The organism is Pseudarthrobacter adonitolis (assembly GCF_055412845.1).
The window spans coordinates 1-22,939 of the sequence record NZ_JBVAYW010000011.1; the positions used below are offsets into that span (position 1 = coordinate 1).

22 protein-coding genes and 1 pseudogene are annotated in these 22,939 nt (G+C 63.7%); 8 read left to right on the top strand and 15 right to left on the bottom strand.

Annotation, left to right across the window (positions count from 1 at the left end; translation table 11 throughout):
• From ACZYZ4_RS12305 to ACZYZ4_RS12315, 3 genes and pseudogenes are all read left to right on the top strand, one after another.
• Window positions 1-125 (top strand): annotated as a pseudogene (locus tag ACZYZ4_RS12305) (lipoyl synthase); the annotation flags it as partial.
• An 86-nt stretch (window positions 126-211) separates the two neighbouring features.
• On the top strand, window positions 212-964 hold the full coding sequence (locus ACZYZ4_RS12310) for a DUF4191 domain-containing protein (protein ID WP_463861227.1): 753 nt from the start codon (window positions 212-214) through the stop codon (window positions 962-964).
• A gap of 100 nt (window positions 965-1,064) precedes the next feature.
• Window positions 1,065-1,421, top strand: a complete 357-nt coding sequence (locus ACZYZ4_RS12315; RefSeq protein ID WP_463861229.1) for a DUF3817 domain-containing protein — start codon at window positions 1,065-1,067, stop codon at window positions 1,419-1,421.
• A 52-nt stretch (window positions 1,422-1,473) separates the two neighbouring features.
• Here ACZYZ4_RS12315 and ACZYZ4_RS12320 read toward each other — a convergent pair whose 3' ends face one another.
• On the bottom strand, window positions 1,474-1,911 hold the full coding sequence (locus ACZYZ4_RS12320) for an RDD family protein (protein ID WP_463861231.1): 438 nt from the start codon (window positions 1,909-1,911) through the stop codon (window positions 1,474-1,476).
• Window positions 1,912-2,195: 284 nt separating this feature from the next.
• On the opposite strand from ACZYZ4_RS12320, the gene glnA (ACZYZ4_RS12325) reads away from it, so the two are divergent.
• Window positions 2,196-3,620: a type I glutamate--ammonia ligase gene (gene glnA / locus ACZYZ4_RS12325; protein ID WP_111906942.1), complete on the top strand. Its 1,425-nt coding sequence runs from the start codon at window positions 2,196-2,198 to the stop codon at window positions 3,618-3,620.
• A 268-nt stretch (window positions 3,621-3,888) separates the two neighbouring features.
• Here glnA (ACZYZ4_RS12325) and ACZYZ4_RS12330 read toward each other — a convergent pair whose 3' ends face one another.
• The 4 genes from ACZYZ4_RS12330 to glnA (ACZYZ4_RS12345) form a co-directional block, all read right to left on the bottom strand.
• Entirely contained in the window at window positions 3,889-4,347 is a 459-nt protein-coding gene (locus ACZYZ4_RS12330) for a GNAT family N-acetyltransferase (RefSeq protein ID WP_463861233.1), read from the bottom strand.
• Window positions 4,348-4,415: 68 nt separating this feature from the next.
• Window positions 4,416-4,859, bottom strand: a complete 444-nt coding sequence (locus tag ACZYZ4_RS12335) for a VOC family protein (RefSeq protein WP_463861235.1) — start codon at window positions 4,857-4,859, stop codon at window positions 4,416-4,418.
• A 66-nt stretch (window positions 4,860-4,925) separates the two neighbouring features.
• A complete protein-coding gene (locus tag ACZYZ4_RS12340; protein ID WP_463861237.1) occupies window positions 4,926-7,937 on the bottom strand; it encodes a bifunctional [glutamine synthetase] adenylyltransferase/[glutamine synthetase]-adenylyl-L-tyrosine phosphorylase in 3,012 nt (1,003 codons plus the stop codon).
• 6 nt (window positions 7,938-7,943) lie between these two features.
• Complete coding sequence (gene glnA, locus ACZYZ4_RS12345) at window positions 7,944-9,284, bottom strand: type I glutamate--ammonia ligase (protein ID WP_463861239.1); 1,341 nt, start codon at window positions 9,282-9,284, stop codon at window positions 7,944-7,946.
• 265 nt (window positions 9,285-9,549) lie between these two features.
• Here glnA (ACZYZ4_RS12345) and panB point away from each other — a divergent pair, with 265 nt between their 5' ends.
• Window positions 9,550-10,455 carry a 3-methyl-2-oxobutanoate hydroxymethyltransferase gene (gene panB, locus ACZYZ4_RS12350; RefSeq protein WP_463861241.1) on the top strand — a complete coding sequence of 302 codons (906 nt, stop codon included), beginning with the start codon at window positions 9,550-9,552 and terminating at the stop codon, window positions 10,453-10,455.
• 31 nt (window positions 10,456-10,486) lie between these two features.
• On the opposite strand, the gene ACZYZ4_RS12355 is transcribed toward panB, so the two are convergent.
• Window positions 10,487-10,651, bottom strand: coding sequence for an SPOR domain-containing protein (locus ACZYZ4_RS12355; RefSeq protein ID WP_354251919.1), 165 nt, complete (start codon window positions 10,649-10,651; stop codon window positions 10,487-10,489).
• 119 nt (window positions 10,652-10,770) lie between these two features.
• On the opposite strand from ACZYZ4_RS12355, the gene map reads away from it, so the two are divergent.
• A complete protein-coding gene (map, locus tag ACZYZ4_RS12360; protein WP_463861243.1) occupies window positions 10,771-11,649 on the top strand; it encodes a type I methionyl aminopeptidase in 879 nt (292 codons plus the stop codon).
• Window positions 11,650-11,705: 56 nt separating this feature from the next.
• Window positions 11,706-12,509, top strand: coding sequence for a polyphosphate--glucose phosphotransferase (gene ppgK / locus ACZYZ4_RS12365; RefSeq protein ID WP_463861245.1), 804 nt, complete (start codon window positions 11,706-11,708; stop codon window positions 12,507-12,509).
• Window positions 12,510-12,586: 77 nt separating this feature from the next.
• On the opposite strand, the gene nrdR is transcribed toward ppgK, so the two are convergent.
• From nrdR to ACZYZ4_RS12380, 3 genes are all read right to left on the bottom strand, one after another.
• Entirely contained in the window at window positions 12,587-13,093 is a 507-nt protein-coding gene (gene nrdR / locus ACZYZ4_RS12370) for a transcriptional regulator NrdR (RefSeq protein ID WP_463861247.1), read from the bottom strand.
• A 151-nt stretch (window positions 13,094-13,244) separates the two neighbouring features.
• Window positions 13,245-14,621 carry a histidinol dehydrogenase gene (hisD, locus tag ACZYZ4_RS12375; RefSeq protein ID WP_463861249.1) on the bottom strand — a complete coding sequence of 459 codons (1,377 nt, stop codon included), beginning with the start codon at window positions 14,619-14,621 and terminating at the stop codon, window positions 13,245-13,247.
• 9 nt (window positions 14,622-14,630) lie between these two features.
• A complete protein-coding gene (locus ACZYZ4_RS12380; protein WP_463861251.1) occupies window positions 14,631-15,164 on the bottom strand; it encodes a hypothetical protein in 534 nt (177 codons plus the stop codon).
• Window positions 15,165-15,325: 161 nt separating this feature from the next.
• Here ACZYZ4_RS12380 and ACZYZ4_RS12385 point away from each other — a divergent pair, with 161 nt between their 5' ends.
• Window positions 15,326-15,823, top strand: coding sequence for a flavin reductase family protein (locus tag ACZYZ4_RS12385; RefSeq protein ID WP_463861253.1), 498 nt, complete (start codon window positions 15,326-15,328; stop codon window positions 15,821-15,823).
• A gap of 10 nt (window positions 15,824-15,833) precedes the next feature.
• Here ACZYZ4_RS12385 and dnaE read toward each other — a convergent pair whose 3' ends face one another.
• The 6 genes from dnaE to ACZYZ4_RS12415 form a co-directional block, all read right to left on the bottom strand.
• Window positions 15,834-19,391: a DNA polymerase III subunit alpha gene (dnaE, locus tag ACZYZ4_RS12390; protein ID WP_463861255.1), complete on the bottom strand. Its 3,558-nt coding sequence runs from the start codon at window positions 19,389-19,391 to the stop codon at window positions 15,834-15,836.
• A 50-nt stretch (window positions 19,392-19,441) separates the two neighbouring features.
• On the bottom strand, window positions 19,442-20,368 hold the full coding sequence (locus tag ACZYZ4_RS12395) for an RluA family pseudouridine synthase (protein ID WP_463861257.1): 927 nt from the start codon (window positions 20,366-20,368) through the stop codon (window positions 19,442-19,444).
• On the bottom strand, window positions 20,361-20,951 hold the full coding sequence (gene lspA, locus ACZYZ4_RS12400) for a signal peptidase II (protein ID WP_463861259.1): 591 nt from the start codon (window positions 20,949-20,951) through the stop codon (window positions 20,361-20,363). The genes ACZYZ4_RS12395 and lspA overlap by 8 nt, the downstream gene beginning before the upstream one ends.
• A gap of 90 nt (window positions 20,952-21,041) precedes the next feature.
• Complete coding sequence (locus ACZYZ4_RS12405; RefSeq protein ID WP_463861260.1) at window positions 21,042-21,737, bottom strand: DivIVA domain-containing protein; 696 nt, start codon at window positions 21,735-21,737, stop codon at window positions 21,042-21,044.
• 177 nt (window positions 21,738-21,914) lie between these two features.
• On the bottom strand, window positions 21,915-22,202 hold the full coding sequence (locus ACZYZ4_RS12410) for a YggT family protein (RefSeq protein ID WP_463861262.1): 288 nt from the start codon (window positions 22,200-22,202) through the stop codon (window positions 21,915-21,917).
• Window positions 22,203-22,322: 120 nt separating this feature from the next.
• Window positions 22,323-22,853, bottom strand: coding sequence for a cell division protein SepF (locus tag ACZYZ4_RS12415; protein WP_056342219.1), 531 nt, complete (start codon window positions 22,851-22,853; stop codon window positions 22,323-22,325).
• Between the last annotated feature and the right edge of the window lie 86 nt (window positions 22,854-22,939).

Genomic DNA, 22,939 nt, shown 5'->3' on the forward strand with positions numbered 1-22,939 from the left:
CCGGCCGGCTCTGGGCCACCGCGATGCGCAAGAAGGGCTGGGAAATCCCCGCCCAGCTCGCCCACATCGAGTCCTCCGGCAGCACCCGCCAGGAAGCCAGCTCACTGCTCGCCGCACGTTCCTGAGCCGTAGTTTGTTATCCCTGAGGGCCGGCACCGGACATTCTCCGGCGTCCGGCCCTCAGGCATAAATCACGTAGAATTGAGGAACTATGGCGAACTCCCCTGATTCCAGTAACAGCACTCCGGCGGCCTCCGACGCCCCGAAGCGTGGCCTCTTCTCCCGCAAGCCAAAAGAAGCAAAGGTCAAGAAGCCCAGCCGGCTCAAGCAGATCGGCGAAGTCTTTAACATGACCCGCCGCCATGATCCCATGGTCCCGTGGCTGATGCTGCTCGTGTTCTTGGGCGTTGTGGCTGTCAGCTTCCTGGTGGGGTATTGGCTGGAAAACTGGATCACCGGCCTGCTGATCGGTATTCCGCTGGGCCTCCTCGGCGCCACCCTTATCCTCTCCCGGCGTGCCGAACGCGCCGCATTCGCCCAGATCGAGAACCAGCCCGGAGCCTCAGGCGCGGCACTGGGCACGCTTAAGCGTGGCTGGATCACCGAGGACCAGCCGGTCGCCGTTAACCCACGCACGCAGGACGCCGTGTTCCGTGCCGTCGGCCGTCCCGGCGTCGTCCTCGTCAGCGAAGGCCCCACCTTCCGCGTCAAGCCGATGCTCGACGCGGAACGTAAGCGCCTTGCGCGTATCCTCCCCAACGTCACGGTGCACATGATCGAAAGCGGCCGCGGCGAGGGCCAGGTCCCCATCAGCCAGGTAGCCAAGAAGATGGGGAAGCTGAAGAACGAACTGACCAAGCTTGAGGTGAATGCGGTATCCAAACGCATTGCCTCGCTGGGCAACCGCCTTCCGATTCCCAAGGGAATCGACCCTTACAAAGCGCGTCCCAACCGCGGACGCTAAGACTCTTGAACCGCCCTGGTTCCGGCTTGGCCGGTACCAGGGCGGTTTTTGTCTGCCGGACGCCGCCAACCAGGCGGGCACATTGATTGGAAGTAGCTACATGACGATTCCCGTTAGAACACTTGTTATCCGGGCCTTCCGCGTCCTGGCGGTTGCCGAAGCCTTCAGCTGGGCTGCGCTCCTGGCGGGCATGTACTTCAAGTGGATCGCCAAGACCACCGAACTGGGTGTGGAGATCGCCGGCCCTATCCATGGTGCGCTGTTTGTGGGCTATGGCATCGCCGCCCTCGCCCTGTGGCGGCTCCAGCGGTGGCCCTTCGGCGTGGCCCTGTTCGCGGGACTGTCGGCGGTGTTCCCGTTCGCCGCGGTCGCGTTCGAGCGCTGGGCCGGAAAGCGCGGCTACCTGACGCCCCGTACAGCCGTACCTGCCGGGACAAAGGAAACGGCGGGAGTCTAGCCCCGCGCCGTCAGATGCCGGCATACCGCCGCCGCCAGGTTCCTGATTACTGCTAGCGCCGCACGAGGATGGTATTCATCGCCTTGTCGTGCAGTCCCCGCTGGTCCGGGTCGAAAATTACGGCGGGAATCACCAGGCACAGCAGCACTGACCTCACCACGGCAGCCAGCGGACCCGCGGGCCCGCCGCCCAGGCGCAGCACGTGGATCCCGGCCACGCGGTGGCCGATGCTGTAACCGAGGGTTCCCACGAGCAGCATCTGTTCCGCGGCGAAAATCCCCAACGTGGCCCAGGAGTCACCGCCAAAGGCAAAGTTGCTGATCAGCAGGGCAATCCCCCAGTCAAGGACGATGGCGAGGATGCGCCTGCCCGCTCTGGCGATTGAGCCTGAACCGGATTCGGGCAATCCCAGGCGCTCCCCCGGGTACTTTGAGATGCCGGACGTGTCCGGTCCGCTGAGCCAGGAGCCAATGTCATTGCGATCTACCACCGTCCAAGCTTACCGACTCACCGCCGACCACAGAGTGGAAACCGTTGGACCACACTCTGGACACCGGATAGCGTTACCTGACCAGGACAATTCTGTAACCTGATCAGGGCATTCTGTAACCTGCCCGAAACAATGTGGACACCGACGGGAAATGACGTGTCCATAGGCTGATAGCAGTTTCAAGCAATACCTCCCAAGCAGGGAAACTCGGTTTCCCTGCCCTTCGGATTGCGCTGGATCAGTTGGCTTGCCAGCCAGATATTACATATGCGTAAGGAGCATAGATGTTCAAGACTGCGGACGAAGTCCTCAAGTTCATCAAGGACGAAGATATTAAATTCGTCGATATCCGCTTCACCGATCTCCCGGGTGTGCAGCAGCACTTCAACGTGCCGGCAAAGAGCGTCGACGCGGACTTTTTTGTCAACGGCCAGCTCTTCGACGGATCCTCCATCCGCGGTTTCCAGGGCATCGCCGAATCCGACATGCAGCTGATCCCGGACGTCACCACCGCATTCCTGGACACCTTCCGCATGGAGAAGACGCTTGCGCTGAACTTCTCCATCGTGAACCCCCGCACCGGAGACCCTTACCACCGCGACCCCCGCGGCGTGGCCGAGAAGGCTGAGGCCTACCTCGCCTCCACGGGCATCGCCGACACCGCATTCTTCGCTCCGGAAGCCGAATTCTTCGTCTTTGACAACGTCCAGTACCAGTCCTCCCCCGAGGGCAGCTTCTACAAGATCGACTCCGAAGAAGCACACTGGAACACCGGCCGCGAAGAAGAAGGCGGAAACCTGGGTTACAAGACCCCCATCAAGGGCGGCTACTTCCCGGTTTCCCCCACCGACAAGCAGGCTGACCTCCGCGACGCCATGTGTATCGCCCTGGATGAGGCAGGCCTCGAGGTCGAGCGCAGCCACCACGAGGTAGGCTCTGCCGGCCAGGCTGAAATCAACTACAAGTTCACCACCCTGACCCATGCTGCAGACGACCTGCAGAAGTTCAAGTACGTCGTCAAGAACACGGCCGACGCTTGGGGCAAGTCCGTGACCTTCATGCCGAAGCCGGTCTTCGGCGACAACGGTTCGGGCATGCACTGCCACCAGTCGCTGTGGACCAACGGCGAGCCGTTGTTCTACGACGAAAAGGGCTACGCCGGCCTATCCGACATGGCCCGCTGGTACATCGGCGGCCTGCTGAAGCACTCCTCGGCCGTCCTCGCCTTCACCAACCCGACGGTGAACTCCTACCGCCGCCTGGTCAAGGGGTTCGAAGCTCCGGTCAACATGGTGTACTCGCAGGGCAACCGCTCCGCCGGTATCCGTATCCCCATCACGGGCTCCAACCCCAAGGCCAAGCGCATCGAGTTCCGCGCTCCGGACCCCTCGTCCAACCCGTACCTGGCCTTCGCTGCCCAGCTGATGGCCGGCATTGACGGCATCCGCAACCGCATCGAACCGCCGGCTCCGATCGACAAGGACCTCTACGAGCTGCCCGCAGAGGAAGCCAAGGACATTCCGAAGGCTCCGGGCTCGCTGGAAGAGGCACTGGAGGCCCTGAGGGAGGACAACGAGTTCCTGCAGGCCGGTGGCGTGTTCACCCAGGACCTGATCGACACCTGGATCGAGTACAAGTACGAGTACGAGATCCGCCCGCTGTCCCTGCGCCCGAACCCGTACGAGTTCGAGCTCTACTACGGCGTCTAGCCAGATCCGCGGCTGAACCCGTTCAGTCCGCCAAACAGTCCGCCCGGGCTGCCAGCATCAACGCTGCAGCCCGGGCGGACTTTTTTTGTCCCTAAGGTGGAGGCTGGCTCCAGACATGCTGAGACCGGGAGCCAGCCCCCTGACATGTGTTCCCCGAGACGAAGACTTTTCAAGCCTTCCCCCCAACAAGGTTTGAAGAACACCGCCAATCCACATGATCGGGCAATGTGGAGCCGGATGCAATGCCCGTCCGCCGTGTCTGGACGAATTACCCCGTGAAGCTCCGGTACATGGTCCGTTGCGGTCCGGAACTGCCGCCCAGGTATTGCCCCTGGTCCACAAAGCCGGCGGTCCTGTACGCGGACAACCCGGCCGGGTTGGTTTCGTTGACGGAAAGCACGACGCCGGCCTCGTCGGTTCCGCGCCTGGCGGTCAGTTTAGCGGCAGCCTCCACCGCGGACGTTGCCGCCAGCGGCCCGAGTCCCTGACCCTGGTGGCGCCTGTCGATCAGGAAACCGCGCAACAGCCAGGCAGAATCCTCGTCCGGCCAGCCGGCCAGGCGCGCGGCACCGGCCTGGAGGGTCAGCACCCCGACGGCGTAGCCCGCAGCCTCCACGACATAAGGGAACCGCGAATCCTCCTCCAGTCCCGCCAGGACCATGCGGAGCGGGTCGCCAACGAAGCTGCCTTGTCCCGGGCCCAGTTCAAGGTTGGCTACCTCGCCCAACTGGATGGCAAGGGCATCAGCATTGAGGTCATCCAGGGCGATGAGCCAAACAGAATCAACCCGGTTTTTCAGGTCGGCTGTCCGTCTGATCCGGCGGGAGCCCCGCCGTCGGCCGGTGGACCGGCAGGGTCCATCCAGAGGACCTCCCACAGGTGTCCGTCCGGGTCCTGGAAACTGTGGTTGTACATAAAGCCGTAATCCTGGACTTCCTGCGACGTCGTGCCCCCGGCGGTCAGCGCCTTGCGCACCGTTGCGTCCACGGCTTCCTTGCTCTCCACTGAAAAGGCCATGATGGCTTCGGTGGAACTGGTGGCGTCGGCCACGTCCCTGGAGGTGAACGTCTTGAAGAAACCCTCCACCAGGAGCATGACAAAGGCGTTGTCGTTGATGATCATGCAGGTCGCGTTTTCATCGGTGTAGTCCGGGTTGAACGAGAAACCCAGGGCGGTGAAGAAATCGACGGACCGCGTCAGGTCCTTAACGGGCAGGTTCACGTAAATTTGCGTTGCCATGGCCCCCAACCTAGCACCGCACCGCCGCGGCTGTCTGCAGGCTTCCGGGGAGGACCCAGACAGCCGCTAATGGCCGTAGAAGGCCTTCTCGAACACCGCCCGGGCACGCCGGCTGAGGCGGAGGTAGTCCTCTTCCAGGGCGGCCGCGTGGCCTGGTTCGTAGCCGCACCAGCGGGCCACCGCCTCCAGGTCCCCCCGTGCGGATGGCAGCAGGTCCGACGCCCTGCCGCTCCAGATGACGTTGGCGGACCGGATCCGGCTGGCGAGCCGCCACGCGCTGGCCAGCAGCTTCGCGTCAGGGACGGTGAGCAGGTCCAGTGAGGCCGCGGCTTCAAGGGCCTCCACCGTGGACGCTGTCCGCAGTTCCGGGTGCTTGGCCGCGTGCTGGAGCTGAAGTAGCTGTACCAGCCACTCGACGTCGCTCAGTCCCCCGCGGCCAAGCTTCAGGTGGCGTGCGGGGTCCGCGCCGCGCGGCAATCGCTCCGACTCCACCCGCGCCTTGACCCTGCGAACCTCCCGGACATCCTGCTCCGAAATCGACTCCGGGTACCTGATCGGGTCGATGAGGGCCAGGAACTCCTCGGCCAGGGCATCGTCGCCTGCCATGGGCCGGGCCCGCAGCAGCGCCTGCGCTTCCCAGATCAAGGACCATCGGCGGTAATATTCGGCGAACGAATCGAGGGAGCGGACCATGGCGCCGTTCTTGCCTTCGGGCCGAAGATCCGCGTCCATCTGCAGCACCCGCTCCGCCATGATGGCCGGTTTGAGTGGCTGGGTGAGCAGGCTGGACACCTTGGCGACAATCCGGGCCGCCTGGTCCTGCGCTTCCTCGTCGGCATAGCCCGGCAGGGCGCGGTGCACGAACATCACGTCGGCGTCGGAGCCGTAGCCGATCTCGCGGCCGCCCTGGCGGCCCATTGCCACCACCAGCATCGCGGTTTTCAGCGGTCCCTCAGCGGAGACGATGCCTTCGGCCACGCGCAGGGCGCCCAGCACCGCTGCCCGGTCGGTGTCCGCCAGCGCCGCGCCCACCTGGTCCTGGTTGAGCAGCCCGGCAGAATCCGCAATCGCGATCCTGAGGATCTCCCGGCGCCTGATCAGCCTGATCAGCCTGATGGCGTTTTCCGGGTCCGAGTGTCGCGACATTTTGGACGTGATCTCCTGCCATTGGGCTTCGAAGCCCAGTGGCACAAGGTCTTTATTGGTGCCCAGCCATGCCACCGATTCCGGCGACACCTCCAGCAGGTCAGCAATCAGCCGTGAATTGGAAAGTACGTGGCACAGACGTTCGGCCGCGGCTGTGGAATCGCGGAGCATGCCCAAGTACCAGTGGGTGGTGCCAAGGGCCTCACTGACGCGCCGGAACGCGAGCAGCCCGGCATCGGGGTCAACACCTTCGGCGAGCCAGTCCAGCAGGATGGGCAGCAGCTGGCGTTGCAGGGCTGCCCTCCGGCTGACACCGGCGGTGAGCGCCTCGATGTGCCGCATCGCGCCCTGCGGATCACGATAGCCCAACGCGGCCAGGCGACCCTGGGCGGCCTCCGGCGTCAGCCTGGCGTCTTCGCTGCTGAGTTTCGCCGCAGTGTTCAGCAGCGGGCGGTAGAAGATCCGTTCGTGCAGTTCGCGGACGGAGCGTTTGGTCTTCTGCCAGGTGGCCAGCAGCGAAGCCGGTGGCGGCCGATCATTGGAGAACGGGCCAAGCACTGCCTTTGCGAGGGCACGCAATGCCGCTTCGCTCACTGGCATCAGATGCGTCCGCCGGAGCTGGAACAACTGGATGCGGTGTTCCAGGAGGCGCAGGTATCGGTAGGCGTGATTGAACGCGGCAGCGTCAGACCGGCCGATATATCCCCCGGCTGACAGGGCCGCTATGGCTGCGGTCGTATCCCTGCATCGGAGCGTTTCGTCGGATTTTCCGTGTACCAGCTGGAGCAGTTGGACGGTGAACTCCACGTCTCGGAGGCCGCCGCGCCCAAGCTTGATCTGCCGCTGTTCCTCCGCTGCCGGGATATGTTCGGTGACCCGTCGGCGCATTGACTGCACGGATTCCACGAAACCTTCGCGGCCCGCGGAACTCCAGATCAATGGGGCCACGGCGTTTTCGTACCGCTCCCCCAGGTCCTTGTCGCCGGCAATGGTCCGGGCCTTGAGGAGCGCCTGGAATTCCCAGCTCTCGGCCCAGCGGGCGTAATAGCTTTCGTGGGAGGCCAGGGTACGGACCAGCGGGCCGGACTTGCCCTCCGGCCGGAGGTTGGCGTCCACTTCCCAGAGACCGGGTTCGCGTGCCACCGAGGAGATGGCCCGGGAGATACCGCTGGCCAGGGCTGTGCCGATGGTACTGGCACGGGCATCGTCCAGGTCGCCGGCATCGATCACGTAGATGACGTCGACGTCGGAAATGTAGTTCAGTTCCCGGGCTCCGCATTTGCCCATCCCTATGACCGCCAGGCCAAGGTCGGCTACCTCTTCGGCACTGAACTGCTCAGCAGCCTCGGCACGGGAAACTGCCAGTGCAGCTTCGATCGCGGCCCCTGCCAGGTCCGCGAGTTCAGCTCCGACTGCGGGCATAAAGTCCAGCGGGTCAGCGGCGCACATGTCCTTGACGGCCAGGTCCACCACCCCGCGGCGGTAGGCCGACCGCAGCGCGGCATAGGCGTCGGTTCCGGTCATTCCCGCCACGGGCCGGGCTGACCCGGGTTCTGCGCCGACAGATTTCAGGAGGACAGCGCGGAGCTGTTCCGGATCTGCCTGAAGTGGCTCGGGACTGGCCGTGACTTCGAAGGCATCGAGGTGTTCCGGGTGCCGGATGAGGAATTCGCCCAGCGCCTCGGAGGCCCCGAGCACCCGGTAGAGCGGCTCACTGGTCTCGGTATCGGCCGACGCCAGGTCCCGAAGGAGCGGGTGTTTTTCAATCAGCCGCACCAAAGACTGCAGCGCGGTGTCGGGGTTGGCGGCCATCTGCAGGCCGGCGAAAATCCTGTCCCGGTCCAGGCCGTCCAGTTCCGGGGCAGCCAGGAAGCGCTCACCCTTCTCCAGATCACTGAAGCCGGCTGAGATGAGGCGGCGGGCGAGGCTCACCGCCGCCTAAAGGATGCCGAGGTTGCGCTGCAGTTCGTAGGGCGTCACCTGGAGCCGGTAGTCCTGCCATTCGGCACGCTTGTTGCGCAGGAAGTGCTCGAAGACCTGCTCACCGAGGATCTGCGGCATCAGTTCGGAGTCCTCCATGGACCTGATGGCATCGTGAAGGCTGGCGGGCAGGGGGTCGTGGCCCATGGCACGGCGCTCGGCGGAGCTCAGTGACCAGACGTCGTCCTCGGCTGCGGCGGGCAGGTCGTAGCCTTCTTCGATCCCCTTCAGCCCGGCCCCCAGCAGGACGGCATAGGCTAGGTAGGGGTTCGCCGCAGAATCAATGCCACGGTATTCGATGCGGGCCGACTGGCCCTTGCCGGGCTTGTACAGCGGGACTCGGACCAGGGCCGAACGGTTGTTGTGGCCCCAGCTGAGGTAGCTCGGCGCTTCGCCGCCGCCCCAGAGCCTCTTGTAGGAGTTCACGAACTGGTTGGTCACAGCCGTGAACTCGGGGGCATGCTTCAGGATGCCGGCGATGAACTGGCGGGCCGTCTTGGAGAGCTGGAATTCGGCGCCCGCCTCATAGAAAGCGTTGGTGTCGCCCTCGAACAGCGAGAAGTGCGTGTGCATCCCGGAGCCGGGGTGGGCGGTGAATGGCTTGGGCATAAACGTGGCGTAAGTCCCCTGCTGGAGGGCCACTTCCTTGATCACCGTGCGGAACGTCATGATGTTGTCCGCCGTCTGCAGGGCGTCCGCATAGCGCAGGTCAATCTCGTTCTGGCCGGGACCGGCCTCATGGTGGCTGAACTCCACCGAAATACCCACGGACTCCAGCATGGTCACTGCCGTGCGGCGGAAGTCCTGCGCCACGCCGCCCGGGACATGGTCGAAGTAGCCGCCCTCGTCGACGGGTACCGGCGCACCGTCGGGTCCCGGCTGCTGGGATTTAAGGAGGTAGAACTCGATCTCCGGGTGCGTGTAGCAGGTAAACCCCATGTCCGCTGCCTTGGCCAGCGTGCGCTTGAGGACGTTGCGGGGATCCGCGGCCGACGGTTCGCCATCGGGAGTCAGGATGTCGCAGAACATGCGGGCCGTTTGCTCGGTCTCACCGCGCCAGGGCAAGATCTGGAACGTGGCCGGATCCGGCTGGGCCAGCATGTCGGCTTCAAAGACCCGCGCCAGGCCTTCGATGGCTGATCCGTCAAAACCGAGCCCTTCCTCAAAGGCACCTTCAACCTCGGCCGGGGCAAGTGCCACCGATTTGAGTGAACCTACGACGTCGGTGAACCACAGGCGTACGAACCGTACGTCGCGCTCCTCGATTGTGCGCAGGACAAACTCTTGCTGGCGGTCCATGATGGCCTCTTCTCCGGTCAATCGTTCATGCCCCGGGTCCGCGGAAGCGGCGGCCGGCAGCAGTTCACCATCACTTTACTAAGCAATCCGCTCCAATGCGGGAGACGGCACCGCACGTAACACAGCGTTAACACAGCAACCGTGGTCGGTACCGCAGTCCGGTGGCAAAAATTCCGCAGGGAAGGTCGCCTAATATGACGGGGATCACGGCCTGGCGGCCCGTCCGCGGTGGCTAGGACTACTACTGCCGCATTACGCTCTTGCCATGGCCTCAACCAATAGCTCGGAGTCAAGCGCGTCCGCTGAAGTACACGCACCCTACGGAAACGGACCTGCACCGGTGCAGCCGCCGTCGTCGGAAGTGAACGCGAAGCCAGCACCCAGGGTGCGCATCCACCACCTGCAGCAGGCCAAGAGGGACGGCAACCGCTTCGCCATGCTGACCGCCTACGAGCAGTACAGTGCGGAGATCTTCGACCAGGCCGGCATCGAGGTCCTCCTGGTAGGCGATTCGGCATCCAACAATGTGTTCGGCAACGAGACCAGCCTCCCGGTCACGGTGGATGAACTCCTGCCCCTCTGCCGCGCCGTGGCGCGGTCCGCCAAGCGCGCCCTGGTGGTGGCAGACCTGCCGTTCGGCAGTTATGAAGTTTCGGCGCAGCAGGGTGTGGAAACAGGCGTCCGGTTCCTCAAGGAAGGGCTGGCCCATGCTGTCAAGATCGAGGGCGGAAAATACTACGCGGAAACCGTCAGGGCCATGGTCCAGGCCGGCGTCCCGGTCATGGCCCATATCGGCTTCACCCCCCAGAGTGAACACGCGCTGGGCGGTTACCGGGTCCAGGGCCGCGGGGATGACGCGCAGCGCCTGATTGACGACGCCGTGGCGCTGGTTGAGGCGGGGGCGTTCGCCGTCCTGATGGAAATGGTTCCGGCGGACACGGCAGCCGCCGTTGACGCGGCGGTCAGCGTGCCGACGGTCGGGATCGGCGCGGGCAATGCCACCACGGGGCAAGTGCTGGTGTGGCAGGACATGGCCGGGTTCCGCGGCGGCAGGATGGCGAAGTTCGTCAAACAGTACGCTGACCTGCGCACTACGCTCAGTGACGCAGCGAAGGCGTACGGCGACGAGGTCCGTTCAGGCCAGTTCCCCGGCCCGGAACACTCCTTCTAGGCGGGTTCCGAGCAGACACCAAGCTTGCGGTTCAGTCGTCGTCGCCCTTTTCCCAGGCCTCGTTCCGGGCCCGGACCTTTTCGAGGGCATGTTCGGCCTCTTCCCGCGTTTTGTAGGGGCCGATCAGCTGGCTCCAGTCCGAGAGTGCGTCTTCTTCCACCTCGTGGGTGTTCACGTTGTACCAGTACTCAGTCATCGGTGCTCCTCGTTCCGGCTGACGGGGGCCGGCCGTGATCCACGTAACTTAAACGTGGACGCGGACAGCTTGGGGCTTCCAGTTACTTGGCCTAATGCGGGGCCTTATATGATCAATCTATGCCTTCCCTAGCCTCGACTGCACCCACCGGCACCCTTACCCGGGGAACCGTCAGCCCGCAGCTCCCCGTTCCAGCGTCCATCCCGCGCCCGGAATACGTGGGCAAGCCCGGCCCGGCCAAGTTCACCGGCTCCGAGATCAAATCCGCCGAAACGGTTGAGAAAATCCGGACCGCCAGCCGGATCGCCGCCCAGGCCATCGTTGAGGTGGGCAACCACATCACACCCGGCGTGACCACCGACCAGTTGGACAAAGTGGGTCACGAATTCCTGCTGGACCACAAGGCCTACCCGTCCACGCTTGGTTACCGCGGGTTCCCGAAGTCCCTGTGCTCGTCGCTGAATGAAGTAATCTGCCACGGCATTCCGGACAGCACCGTGGTGCAGGACGGCGACATCCTCAATATCGACATCACGGCTTTCATCAACGGAGTCCACGGCGACACGAACCACACCTTCCTGGTGGGCGACGTCGACGACGAATCGCGCCTGCTGGTGGAGCGCACCCGGGAATCCCTCAACCGTGCCATCAAAGCCGTGGCTCCCGGCCGGGAGATCAACGTGATCGGCCGCGCCATTCAGTCCTACGCCAAGCGTTTCGGCTACGGTGTGGTGCGGGACTTCACCGGCCACGGCGTCGGCGAAGCGTTCCATACGGGCCTGATCATCCCCCACTATGATGCAGCGCCGGCCTACAACACAGTCATCGAGGCTGGCATGGTGTTCACAATCGAACCCATGCTGACCCTCGGCACCGTCGAATGGGACATGTGGGAGGACGACTGGACAGTTGTCACCCGCGACCACAAGCGGACCGCCCAGTTTGAGCACACGCTGCTGGTGACAGAGTCCGGCGCCGAAATCCTTACGCTCCCCTGAAATTTTCCGGTCAGCCATCCGGCCGACCTGCCCGCCCTGCCACGAACGGAACAACATTGGCCAAGAAGGACGAGAAGTCGCACAAGAACGCCCCGCTGATCGGCATTGACATCGGCGGTACGGGGATTAAGGGCGGCATCGTCGACCTGAAAAAAGGCAAGCTCCTGGGTGAGCGGTTCCGCGTGCCTACGCCCCAGCCCGCCACCCCTGAGGCCGTAGCCGACGTCGTAGCGCAGGTGGTTGCCGAGCTTTCAAGCCGCCCGGAGGCACCGGCCGCGGACTCGCCCGTGGGCGTCACATTCCCCGGCATCATCCAGCATGGCGTGGTCCACTCGGCGGCCAACGTGGACAAGAGCTGGCTCAACACCGATATTGATGCATTGCTCACCGCACGGCTTGGCCGCCCGGTGGAGGTCATCAACGACGCCGACGCCGCCGGGCTGGCGGAGGCCCGTTATGGCGCGGGCAAGGGTGTGGACGGAACTGTCCTGGTGATCACCCTCGGCACCGGAATTGGCTCAGCATTCATCTTCGACGGCCGCCTCGTCCCCAACGCAGAACTGGGGCACCTGGAGATCGACGGCTTTGACGCCGAAAGCAAAGCCTCAGCCGTGGCCCGCGAACGGGACGGACTGAGCTGGGAGGAATACAGCGTGCTGCTGCAGCGCTACTTCGCCCACGTGGAATTCCTCTTCTCGCCCGAGCTGTTCATCGTGGGCGGTGGCATCTCCAAGCGCGCGAACGAGTATCTGCCGCACCTGAAACTGCGCACCCCGATCGTGCCGGCTGAACTCAAGAATGAGGCCGGGATCGTCGGTGCCGCCGTCGAAATTGCCGTGAAGCACAAGCTCACAAAATGACCGGTGGCTGACCGGCGCCGAAGGGCAGCCGGGGCCGGTGGTGGCGGCGGCTTCCCCTCCGCGGCCACCACCGGAGCTTACAGGGGGCTCTTTTCGGAGTTCTTGGCGGGCGCCGCCGCGCGTTGCGTGCCTTCTTCCACGGACTCGTGGCGGAGCAGTGCAATGGCGGTCTCGAAGTCCTCAAGGGATTCGAAGGCCTGGTACACGCTGGCAAAGCGAAGGTAGGCCACCTGGTCAAGCTTCTGCAGCGGACCAAGGATAATCAGGCCCACTTCATGGGCATCGATCTCGGCCGCGCCCGAGGCGCGGATCTGTTCCTCCACCTCTTGGGCAAGGAGCGCCAGGTCATCTTCGCTGACCGGTCGGCCCTGGCAGGCCTTACGCACGCCGTTGATGACCTTGCTGCGGCTGAAGGGTTCGCCCACCCCGGAGCGTTTGATCACCGAAAGGCTGGTAGTTTCCACGGTGGTGAACCTGCGGCCGCATTCCGGGCACTGCCGGCGGCGGCGGATGGCCGAGCCGTCATCGGCCATGCGGCTGTCCACAACGCGGGAGTCCGGATTGCGGCAAAATGGACAATACATGGTGTCCCCCTCCCTCGATGTCTTCTGGCGCCGATGTTTCCGGCCCGGCGGACCTCTCCGTGTCTCAGTTTACGACTACATGTTGCGGAATAACAATCCTGTAATTACCACATGTGGTGGTGCCTGCGGCATGCCCCGCAGACCTGCTGCGTCAGCGGGCCTCGTGGAAGCGTGCTGTGACAGCTTCTCCGTGCGCCGGCAGGTCCTCGGCACCGGACAGGCTCACGATGTGGCCGCTGACTTCCTGCAGCGCAGCCCGGCTGTAGTTGATGACCTGGATGGCACGCAGGAAGGTGGTGACGTTCAGTCCGGAGGAAAACGCCGCGGTCCCGCTGGTGGGCAAGACGTGGTTGGACCCGGCGCAGTAGTCGCCCAGGCTGACAGGACTGTAGTCCCCCACAAAGATCGCCCCGGCGTTCCGGATCCGTGCAGCTACCGCCGGCGCGTCCGCGGTCATGATTTCAAGGTGTTCAGCGGCGTAGGCGTCGCAGGCGGCGATGCCTTGTTCCAGGTCCTCCACCAGGACAACTCCCGACTGCGGGCCGGACAGCGCCTCACATACGCGCGCTGAGTGCTTGGTGCTGGCCGCCTGCCGGTCCAGTTCGGTGCGGACTGCCGCGGCCAGGTCCTCCGAGTCCGTGATGAGCACGGAAGCAGCCTGGGGGTCGTGCTCCGCCTGGCTGATCAGGTCTGCTGCCACGAGGTCAGGTTGCGCTGTTGAATCAGCCAGGATGGCGATTTCGGTGGTCCCCGCCTCGGAATCGATTCCCACCACACCCTTGACGAGGCGTTTCGCCGTAGCCACAAAAATGTTTCCCGGACCCGTGACTACATCAACGGGCTCCAGCGCCGGCCCGGCGTCATTTGCGGCCACGCCGTACGCGAAGGCAGCGATGGCCTGCGCACCGCCGATGGCGTAGACCTCCTCGATGCCGAGCAGGGCCGCTGCCGCGAGGATGGTGGGGTGCGGGAGGCCGCCGAAGTCCTTCTGCGGCGGCGATGCCAGGGCGATGGACTGCACTCCCGCAGCCAGCGCCGGGACAACATTCATGATGACCGACGACGGATAGACGGCGAGGCCGCCGGGGACGTACAACCCGACCCGCGATACCGGCACCCAGTTCTGGCTCACCAGCGCACCGTCGCCGAGTTCGACGTCGAGATCGCGCGGCCGCTGCCCGTCCGCGAAGCGCCGGGCCCGTCTGATGGATTCTTCCAGCGCGCCGCGCACCGCCGGATCCAGCTCCGCCAGCGCCCGGGCCAACGAGGCCGCCGGGACCCGCGGGTGGACCTGCTGGACTCCGTCGAAACGGAGTGCCAGGTCACTGAGGGCGGTGAAGCCGTCCGCGCGGACGGCTTTGATGATGTCCAGTACCTTTTGTTGCGCATCCGCCACGGTGTGCTGCCGGGCACGGGGAACAGCGGCGCGCAAACCGGCGAGGGTCAGGCCCCTGCCCCGAAGGTCGACCGTCCGGAAGCTGACATCGGCGGCAGGAGGGGTGGCGGGAAATTCAGGAGAAATGGTCACCGGTCCATTTTACGCGCCGGGTGCGTTGCCTTCGGCTACTGGCGTGCCCGCTCTCCCGGGCCCGCTCTTGAGCAGGCTCATCAGGCTCAGGACAAATACGGACGTGGCAGTCGCGGCCGGCCACAGGATAAGCACGGGCAGGGACCGGAGCGAGAACGCGACGCTGGCATTGACCGACGTATCTGCAGGCCCGCCCCACAGCTGGCCCGCAAGCACGCCAGTCAGCCACGCGATCAGGGCCCCGCCCAGTCCACCGGCCAGGCCCAGGAGAAAGGCCGCCTGCGCATTGCGGCCGCCCTTATCGGTCAGGAAGACGGCCACCAGGCACCCGGCGAAGACACACAGTCCAGCGAGCGTGAGGTCCCTGAGCAGCCATACCTCCGGATTAGTCCCATCCGCCAAGGCCGGGTTGCGGGTAATCAGGTTCATCCCGCCTGGGGCGAGCACCCACCACAGCAGGCCGACGGGAACACCACCGGCAGCAGCAGCGGCAAACCATTTCCACGGCAGCCGGGACGACCGGCGGCTGATGTGTTCTCTCATGAAACAAACCTTAACAAATGTCGGGTGTGGCCGATCAGATGACGTGGGCAGTCTTGACAGATGACGTGCTGGGTCAATCCATTGCTCCCTGTTCCGGCGGGGACTAATACCCTTAAGGAAGAGTCCATTTCAGCCTGCTTTTTCAGGGAGCCACGTTCAAGATGACAGACAAAACGCCGTTCGAGGGCACCTTCAAGGAAATGTTCCGGAGGCATGCGGCCGGGGTCGCCATCATCACCGTGAACTACCAGGGCGAGCCCTACGGCTTTACCGCCACGTCCGTGGCCTCGTTGTCGGCACAGCCGCCGCGGTTCACCTTCAACATGGCGCGCAGTTCAAGTTCCTGGGCGGCCGTGGCCAACGCCACCCACCTCGGCGTCCACATGCTGGGTCTGGAAAACCAGGCGCTGGCCGACCGTTTCGCGCGCACCAAGGACAGGTTCGGCGGGGACCACTGGGAACTTGGCCCGCACGATGTCCCGATCCTCAAAGACGTCGCAGGCTGGCTGATCGGCAAGATCCAGATGCGGCTCTCCTTCGAGAACAACGCCGTGGTGGTAGTCGAGGTTGTGGACGGCAAAGTGGGCGACGACGGTTCGCCGCTCCTGTACCACTCCGGCGGCTATGGCCAGCCGGTCCCGCTGGACTACGAGATCTAACTATCGGAACCTAGTTATCCAGGCAGGTTGGGCCCAGGAGCACCTTCAGGTCGCCGAACAATGACGGACTCGGGTTGACCCTGAGATGGACGGGCAGCCCCATGACTTCCGTCCGGGTGTCCCCCTGCAGGTGCAGCCTGACTTCCGAGTTCCCCCGATGGTTCCGAAGGACATCCCCAAGTTCCGTGACAACAGCCTCGGTGGCCTTGTGCGTAGGCATCAAAATGAGCACGGGGCCATTGGTTCCTTCACTGAGGTCCGGAACGGACAGTTCCATGCAGTTCAGCGTCACGGCACCGTCGTCCCGCCGCTGCAGGCGCCCCTTGACCACCACGATCAGGTCCTCGGCAAGGACCGACGCGATGGGGCCGTAGACCTGGCCGAAGAACATCACCTCCATCGAACCGCCGAGGTCTTCGATTTCGGCACGGGCATAGGCGTTGCCACTCGCCTTGGCGATCCTGCGGCTGAGCGAGGTGATCATTCCGGAGATGGTGATGATGGCGCCGTCCTGCGGCCCGTCTTCGCCGATGATCGAAGTGATGGACTGGTCCGCGTGCTGGCTGAGGAGTCCTTCCAGGCCCTGCAGCGGGTGGTCTGAAACATACAGGCCGAGCATGTCGCGCTCAAACGAGAGCTTGTCCTTCTTCTCCCATTCCGGCAGGTCGGGAATCTCAATGCTCAGCGACGCTTCGGATTCTGCCTCCTCGAAACCGGCGAAGAGATCGAACTGGCCGATCGCTTCGTTTCGCTTGAGGGTGATGACGGAGTCGATGGCCTCTTCATGGATCATCGCCAGCGCGCGCCGGTGGTGGTTGAGGGAATCGAAGGCTCCGGCCTTGATCAGGGATTCAATGGTCCGCTTGTTGCAGACCACAGCAGGGACCTTCATGAGGTAGTCCTTGAAGGACGTGTAGGCGCCTTCCTTTTCGCGCGCGGCCACCATCGCTTCGACGGCGTTGACGCCCACGTTGCGGATGGCGCCCATGCCGAAGCGGATGTCGGTGCCTACCGGGGTGAAGTTCAGCGCGGATTCGTTCACATCCGGCGGCAGCACTGTGATACCCATGCGTCGGCATTCGTTGAGATAAATTGCCGATTTGTCCTTGTCATCGCCGACCGACGTCAGCAGGGCAGCCATGTACTCCGGCGCAAAGTGCGCCTTCAGGTATGCGGTCCAGTAGGAGATCACACCATACGCGGCGGAGTGGGCCTTGTTGAAGGCGTAGTCGGAGAACGGCAGCAGGATGTCCCACAGAGTCTTCACGGCGGCCATGGAATAGCCGTTGTCCTGCATGCCCTGGGAGAAACCTGCGAACTGCTTGTCCAGCTCGGATTTCTTCTTTTTACCCATGGCGCGCCGCAGGATGTCTGCCTGCCCTAGGGAATAGCCGGCGAGTTTCTGGGCCACGGCCATCACCTGCTCCTGATAAACGATCAGGCCGTAGGTCCCGCCGAGGATTTCAGCAAGAGGTTCCTTGAGTTCGGGGTGGATCGGAATGACTTCCTGGATCCCGTTTTTGCGCAGCGCATAGTCGGTGTGCGCGTTGGCGCCCATCGGACCGGGCCGGTAGAGCGCGAGCACGGCGGAGATGTCTTCGAAGTTGTCAGGCTTCATCAGCTTCAGCAGGGAGCGCATGGGCCCGCCATCAAGTTGGAACACGCCCAGGGTGTCGCCCCGGGCCAGCAGTTCATACGAGGCCACGTCATCAAGGGCCAGGCTGTCCAGGTCCAGGTCCAGTCCACGGTTGAGCTTGATGTTCTCCAGGGCGTCGGAAATGATCGTCAGGTTCCGCAGGCCGAGGAAGTCCATCTTGATCAGGCCCAGGCCCTCGCACGTGGGGTAGTCAAACTGCGTGATCACCTGGCCGTCCTGGATGCGCCGCATGACCGGGATGACGTCGATGATGGGGTCCGAGGACATGATGACGCCGGCGGCGTGCACGCCCCACTGGCGTTTCAGCCCTTCGATGCCAAGCGCCGTCTCGAAGACCTTGGCGGCCTCGGGATCAGTAGCGATCAGCTGGCGGAAGTCACCGGCCTCGCTGTAGCGCTTCGAGTCCTTGTTCTGGATGTCCGCGAGCGGAATGTCCTTGGCCATCACAGCCGGCGGGAGTGCCTTGGTCAGCTGCTCCCCCATGCTGAACGGGTAACCCAGCACACGGGAGGAGTCCTTTAGCGCCTGCTTCGTCTTGATGGTGCCGTACGTGACAATCATGGCCACGCGCTCGTCGCCGTATTTCCGGGTCACATAGTCGATGACCTCAGACCGGCGCCGGTCATCGAAGTCAACGTCGAAGTCAGGCATGGACACACGGTCCGGGTTGAGGAACCGTTCAAAGATCAGGCCGTGCAGGAGCGGATCAAGGTCCGTGATGCGCATGGCGTACGCCACCATGGAGCCGGCTCCGGAGCCACGGCCCGGACCGACGCGGATGCCGTTTTTCTTTGCCCAGTTGATGAAGTCGGCCACCACCAGGAAGTATCCCGGGAACCCCATGGAGGTGATGACTTCGAGCTCGTAGTCTGCCTGGGTGCGGACTTTGTCCGGGACACCGCCCGGGTACCGGTATTCCAGTCCGGTGGCAACTTCCTTGACCAGCCAGGATGTCTCGTCCTCGCCCGGCGGGCAGGGGAACCGCGGCATGTAGTTTGCGCCGGTGTTGAACGAGACATCGCAGCGCTCGGCGATCAGCAGTGTGTTGTCGCAAGCATCCGGGTGGTCCCTGAACAGCTCCCGCATCTCCTGCGGGGACTTGAGGTAGTAGCCGCTGCCCGAGAACGCGAAGCGGGAGCCGCCGTTGTCGTACGATGGCTCCAGCAGTGTGGAACCTGACTGGATGGCAAGCAGGGCCTCGTGTGCCTTGGCGTCGTGTTCGTGCGTATAGTGCAGGTCGTTGGTGGCCACCAGTGGCAGGTTCAGATCCTTGGCCAGCCGCAGCAGGTCCCCCGTGACCCGGCGTTCGATGTCCAGGCCATGGTCCATCAGTTCGCAGAAATAGTTCTCCGCACCGAAAATGTCACGGAATTCCGAGGCGGCTTCCATGGCCTCGCGGTACTGGCCCAGCCGCAGGCGGGTCTGCACTTCGCCCGAAGGGCAGCCGGTGGTGGCGATCAGGCCTTCGGAGTATGTGTTAAGGAGCTCACGGTCCAAACGCGGCCACTTGCCGAAGACTGCGTCCAGCGAGCCAATGGACGAGGCCCGGAAGAGGTTGCGCATGCCGACGTTATTATAGCTCAACAGCGTCATGTGGGTGTAGGAGCCACCGCCGGAGATGTCGTCCTTGCGCTGGTGTTCCTCGCCCCAGCGGACACGGCTTTTGTCCGTCCGCGCGGTGCCGGGGGTGACGTAGGCTTCGACGCCGATAATCGGCTTGATCCCCTGGTCCGTGGCGCGCTTCCAGAAATCGAAAGCCCCGAACAGGTACCCGTGGTCGGTGGTGGCCAGGGCCGGCATCCCGAGGCGTTCAGTCTCGTTGAAGAGCTCGCCCAGGCGGGCTGCGCCGTCCAACATGGAGTATTCGGTGTGGTTATGGAGATGGACGAACGAGGCATTGCTGGAAGTCACCGCACCATTCTAAGCGCTGGCGGACCGCCAACGGCCCAGCGACCCAGCCGCTACGCCTCCCCGGACGCCAGGACTTCCAGGGCAAAGGCCAGGTCCTGCGGGTATTCGCTGGTAACCGTCACGCGCTCCCCCGTTGCCGGGTGGTCGAAGCCGAGCTGCCGGGCATGGAGCCATTGCCGGGTCAGGCCCAGGGTGGCGGCGAGCCGAGGATCCGCCCCGTAGGTAAGATCTCCCGCGCACGGGTGGCGCAACGCTGAAAAGTGGACACGGATCTGGTGAGTGCGCCCTGTCTCAAGGTGCACCTCCACCAGAGTGGCCTTGCCAAACGCCTCCAGCACCTCGTAGTGCGTGATCGACGGCCGGCCGTCTTCGATCACGGCAAAGCGCCAGTCGTGTCCGGGGTGGCGCCCGATTGGTGCGTCGATGGTGCCTTCCAGGGGGTCGGGGAGCCCCTGGACCACCGCGTGGTACACCTTCTCCACAGTGCGCTCCTTAAATGCCCTCTTCAAGGCCGTATAGGCGCGCTCCGTTTTGGCCACCACCATCACCCCGGACGTGCCGACGTCGAGCCGGTGCACGATACCCACACGTTCAGGCGAGCCCGACGTCGAGATGCGGAATCCCGCTCCGGCGAGACCGCCGACTACGGTGGGCCCTACCCAGCCGGGGGAAGGATGCGCGGCAACGCCCACCGGCTTGTCCACAACGACAAATTCGTCGTCGTCCAGCAGGATTTTCAGGCCTTCCACAACTTCCTCCACCACTTCGAGCGGGTCCCGTCGTTCAGGCACCGTCACTTCCAGGACATCGCCGGCGACCAGCCGCGCGGACTTACCGAGTTTCCTGCCGCGGCTCACCACGTTGCCTTCGGCAATGAGGGTTGCGGCCATTGAACGGGAAATCCCCATCAGCTTGGCGAGCCCTGCGTCCGCCCGCGTTCCGCCGAATGCGTCGGCGACTACCACCCGCTCAGACATCGTCCGTGTCTTTCGGCTGGGCCGCCTCTTTCCGTGGCGCCGCGACGTGCCGTGAGCCATCAAGGGCGATCCCCCGCAACGTCAGGATGCAGATGATGACCACTGCTGAGACCACCGCGGAATCGGCGATGTTGAAGATCGCAAAATTGGGCAGTTGGATGAAATCAACTACGTGCCCCATCCCGAATGAGGGCTCCCGGAAAAGCCTGTCCGTGAGGTTGCCCAGGGCCCCGCCCAGGAGAAGACCCAGTGCCAGCGACCACCAGGCTGAGCCCACCTTGCGCACTTGGAACAGGATGGCGATGGAGACACCGGCCATGATGATGGAGAACACCCACGTGACATTTTCCCCGATCGAGAATGCGGCGCCGGAATTGCGGATGAAGTACCAGTGCAAGAGCGGCGGCAGCACCGGGATGCGTTCACCCTCCGCCATCGATGACGTCACCCATAGTTTTGTCAACTGGTCCAGGACGTACGCAATGACCGCGAAACCGGCGAAGAGCGAGAGCAGGAGTGCCCGCCGGGGGCGGGCCGATGAAGGAGAGGTGTTTGCGGCGTCAGCAGCGAGGTGGTCAGTCATGATGCTTTCATTTGTAAACCGATGTTAATCCCAAAAGCCGGTGGCCGAGGAATCCTCAGCCACCGGCTCTCAGAATACGTGCTTGAAGGACTAGTTCGCTTCGACCTCAGGCGCCGCCACGGAACCGCGGGCGTCAAGGTCGCGCAGCTGGCCTTCGATGTAGGCCTTCAGGCGTGAGCGGTAATCGCGTTCGAAGCCGCGGAGCTGCTCTACCTTGCGTTCCAGGACGGAGCGCTGCTGCTCGAGGGCACCGAGGATCTTGCGCGACTTCTCCTGGGCATCGTTGACCAGGCTGCTGGCCTCGATCTGGGCCTCGGCGATGATCTTGTCCTTCTGGGACTGACCGTCGGCGACGTGACGGTCGTGCATCTGCTGCGCCATGGCGAGCAGTCCGGCAGCGGATTCGGCCGAAACCGTGCTTCCAGCGGATGCGGCGGGCGCAGCAGCCGGAACGGCCGCAACACGTGCTACCGGCTCGGCTTCCTTCTTCTTGGCGGCGTCGGGGGCTTTCGCCTCGACCTCGGCCTTCGCCGGAGACTCAACCTTGTCAGCCTTGACGGGCGAGGGAACCTTCTCGACCACCGGGGCGGACGCAGCGGAGCTGGCCGGCACGCCGGAACCTGATTCTGCAAGCTTCTTGCGGAGCTCGTCGTTCTCCTGGTTCAGGCGCCTGAGTTCCACAACGATCTCGTCCAGGAAGTCATCAACTTCATCCTGGTCGTAGCCTTCGCGGAACTTGGTCGGCTGAAAGCGCTTGTTGACAACGTCTTCTGGCGTCAAAGCCATCTGGTCACCTCATTGGTCTAGTTAGTCAGTAGGCCTTCCGGCCGTCAAAACTACGGTACCTAAATTTTGTCTGGTTCCTCTAATTCAACACTGGGTGTCAAACCGGAGATTTCTTCGCGTCGCAGAGGGAGTTCCAATTCCAGGAACTTCGCCTGCGCCGCTAGGTCTTGTCGAAGATTACGCGAAACCCCTGGTGACCGCCATCGCGATGCTGACGGCGATGAACAGCACCAGAAACCCGAGGTCCAGGGTCACCCCTCCGAGCCTCAACGGCGGGATCAGCCTCCGGAGCCCCTTGAGCAGCGGATCGGTGATCGAGTACACCGTGTGGGCCACTACGAGGGCGACACCACGCGGACGCCATTCCCTGGCAAACATCTGGACCCAGTCAAAGACCAGCCGGATGATCAGCGCCACGAAGAACAGCAAAAGGGCGATATAGACAAGTCCGAAAACAATTCCCATGACTTAACTCATATCTCCATGTCCATTCCGGATACCGCGGTGCCCTGCCAATGTTTCTTGTCTATTTCAGCACAGATGCCAGACAGGTGTACCTGTCTGGCATCTGGAATAAGCTCAGGGCTAACTTTGATTGAAGAAGCTGGCCTGGGTTTCGCTGACCTTCTTGTCATCGCCAATGACCTCAATGTACGACGGCGACAGCAGGAAAACCTTGTTGGTGACCCGTTCGATGCTGCCCCGGAGCCCGAAAACCAGGCCGGCCGAGAAGTCGACGAGACGCTTGGCGTCCGCTTCGCCCATGTCGGTCACGTTCATGATGACGGGGATGCCGTCCCGGAAACTCTCACCGATGAGCTTGGCGTCGTTGTAGGACCGCGGGTGGATCGTCGTGATCTGCCGAAGCCCGGACGGTTCTTCGCGGCTCGAGGCCGCACGCTTGATGGGGGTCACTGGTGCGCGGTATTCCTCTTCGGGGGCGTGTGATGACTCGCGGCTGACATCGCGGACGGGTGCCGGTGCACGGCGTTCCTCGCGGTCAACTTCCATCGAATCGTCCTCGTCCTTACGTGTTGTGGTGTGCTCGGACTCGTAGTGTTCATCGCCGTCGGCGAGCCCAAGATAGATCATTGTCTTGCGCAGAGCGCCGGCCATGGTCGACTCCTAATCGTGTCCGTAGGCGGGCCGCCCAATGACTTGACAGCCTTGAATCCCCCGCCACTCACTTCCTATGGGTTCGA

What these genes read in the sequence shown, in the direction of transcription:
- ACZYZ4_RS12405 (WP_463861260.1), bottom strand. Translation starts at nt 21,737, where the DNA reads ATGGCTTTGACGCCAGAAGACGTTGTCAACAAGCGCTTTCAGCCGACC.
- ACZYZ4_RS12385 (WP_463861253.1), top strand. Translation starts at nt 15,326, where the DNA reads ATGACAGACAAAACGCCGTTCGAGGGCACCTTCAAGGAAATGTTCCGG.
- ACZYZ4_RS12410 (WP_463861262.1), bottom strand. Translation starts at nt 22,202, where the DNA reads ATGGGAATTGTTTTCGGACTTGTCTATATCGCCCTTTTGCTGTTCTTC.
- ACZYZ4_RS12355 (WP_354251919.1), bottom strand. Translation starts at nt 10,651, where the DNA reads ATGACTGAGTACTGGTACAACGTGAACACCCACGAGGTGGAAGAAGAC.
- ACZYZ4_RS12315 (WP_463861229.1), top strand. Translation starts at nt 1,065, where the DNA reads ATGACGATTCCCGTTAGAACACTTGTTATCCGGGCCTTCCGCGTCCTG.
- map (WP_463861243.1), top strand. Translation starts at nt 10,771, where the DNA reads ATGCCTTCCCTAGCCTCGACTGCACCCACCGGCACCCTTACCCGGGGA.
- ACZYZ4_RS12310 (WP_463861227.1), top strand. Translation starts at nt 212, where the DNA reads ATGGCGAACTCCCCTGATTCCAGTAACAGCACTCCGGCGGCCTCCGAC.
- glnA (WP_463861239.1), bottom strand. Translation starts at nt 9,284, where the DNA reads ATGGACCGCCAGCAAGAGTTTGTCCTGCGCACAATCGAGGAGCGCGAC.
- ACZYZ4_RS12415 (WP_056342219.1), bottom strand. Translation starts at nt 22,853, where the DNA reads ATGGCCGGCGCTCTGCGCAAGACAATGATCTATCTTGGGCTCGCCGAC.
- ACZYZ4_RS12395 (WP_463861257.1), bottom strand. Translation starts at nt 20,368, where the DNA reads ATGTCTGAGCGGGTGGTAGTCGCCGACGCATTCGGCGGAACGCGGGCG.
- ACZYZ4_RS12335 (WP_463861235.1), bottom strand. Translation starts at nt 4,859, where the DNA reads ATGGCAACGCAAATTTACGTGAACCTGCCCGTTAAGGACCTGACGCGG.
- glnA (WP_111906942.1), top strand. Translation starts at nt 2,196, where the DNA reads ATGTTCAAGACTGCGGACGAAGTCCTCAAGTTCATCAAGGACGAAGAT.
- panB (WP_463861241.1), top strand. Translation starts at nt 9,550, where the DNA reads ATGGCCTCAACCAATAGCTCGGAGTCAAGCGCGTCCGCTGAAGTACAC.
- nrdR (WP_463861247.1), bottom strand. Translation starts at nt 13,093, where the DNA reads ATGTATTGTCCATTTTGCCGCAATCCGGACTCCCGCGTTGTGGACAGC.
- ACZYZ4_RS12380 (WP_463861251.1), bottom strand. Translation starts at nt 15,164, where the DNA reads ATGAGAGAACACATCAGCCGCCGGTCGTCCCGGCTGCCGTGGAAATGG.
- lspA (WP_463861259.1), bottom strand. Translation starts at nt 20,951, where the DNA reads ATGACTGACCACCTCGCTGCTGACGCCGCAAACACCTCTCCTTCATCG.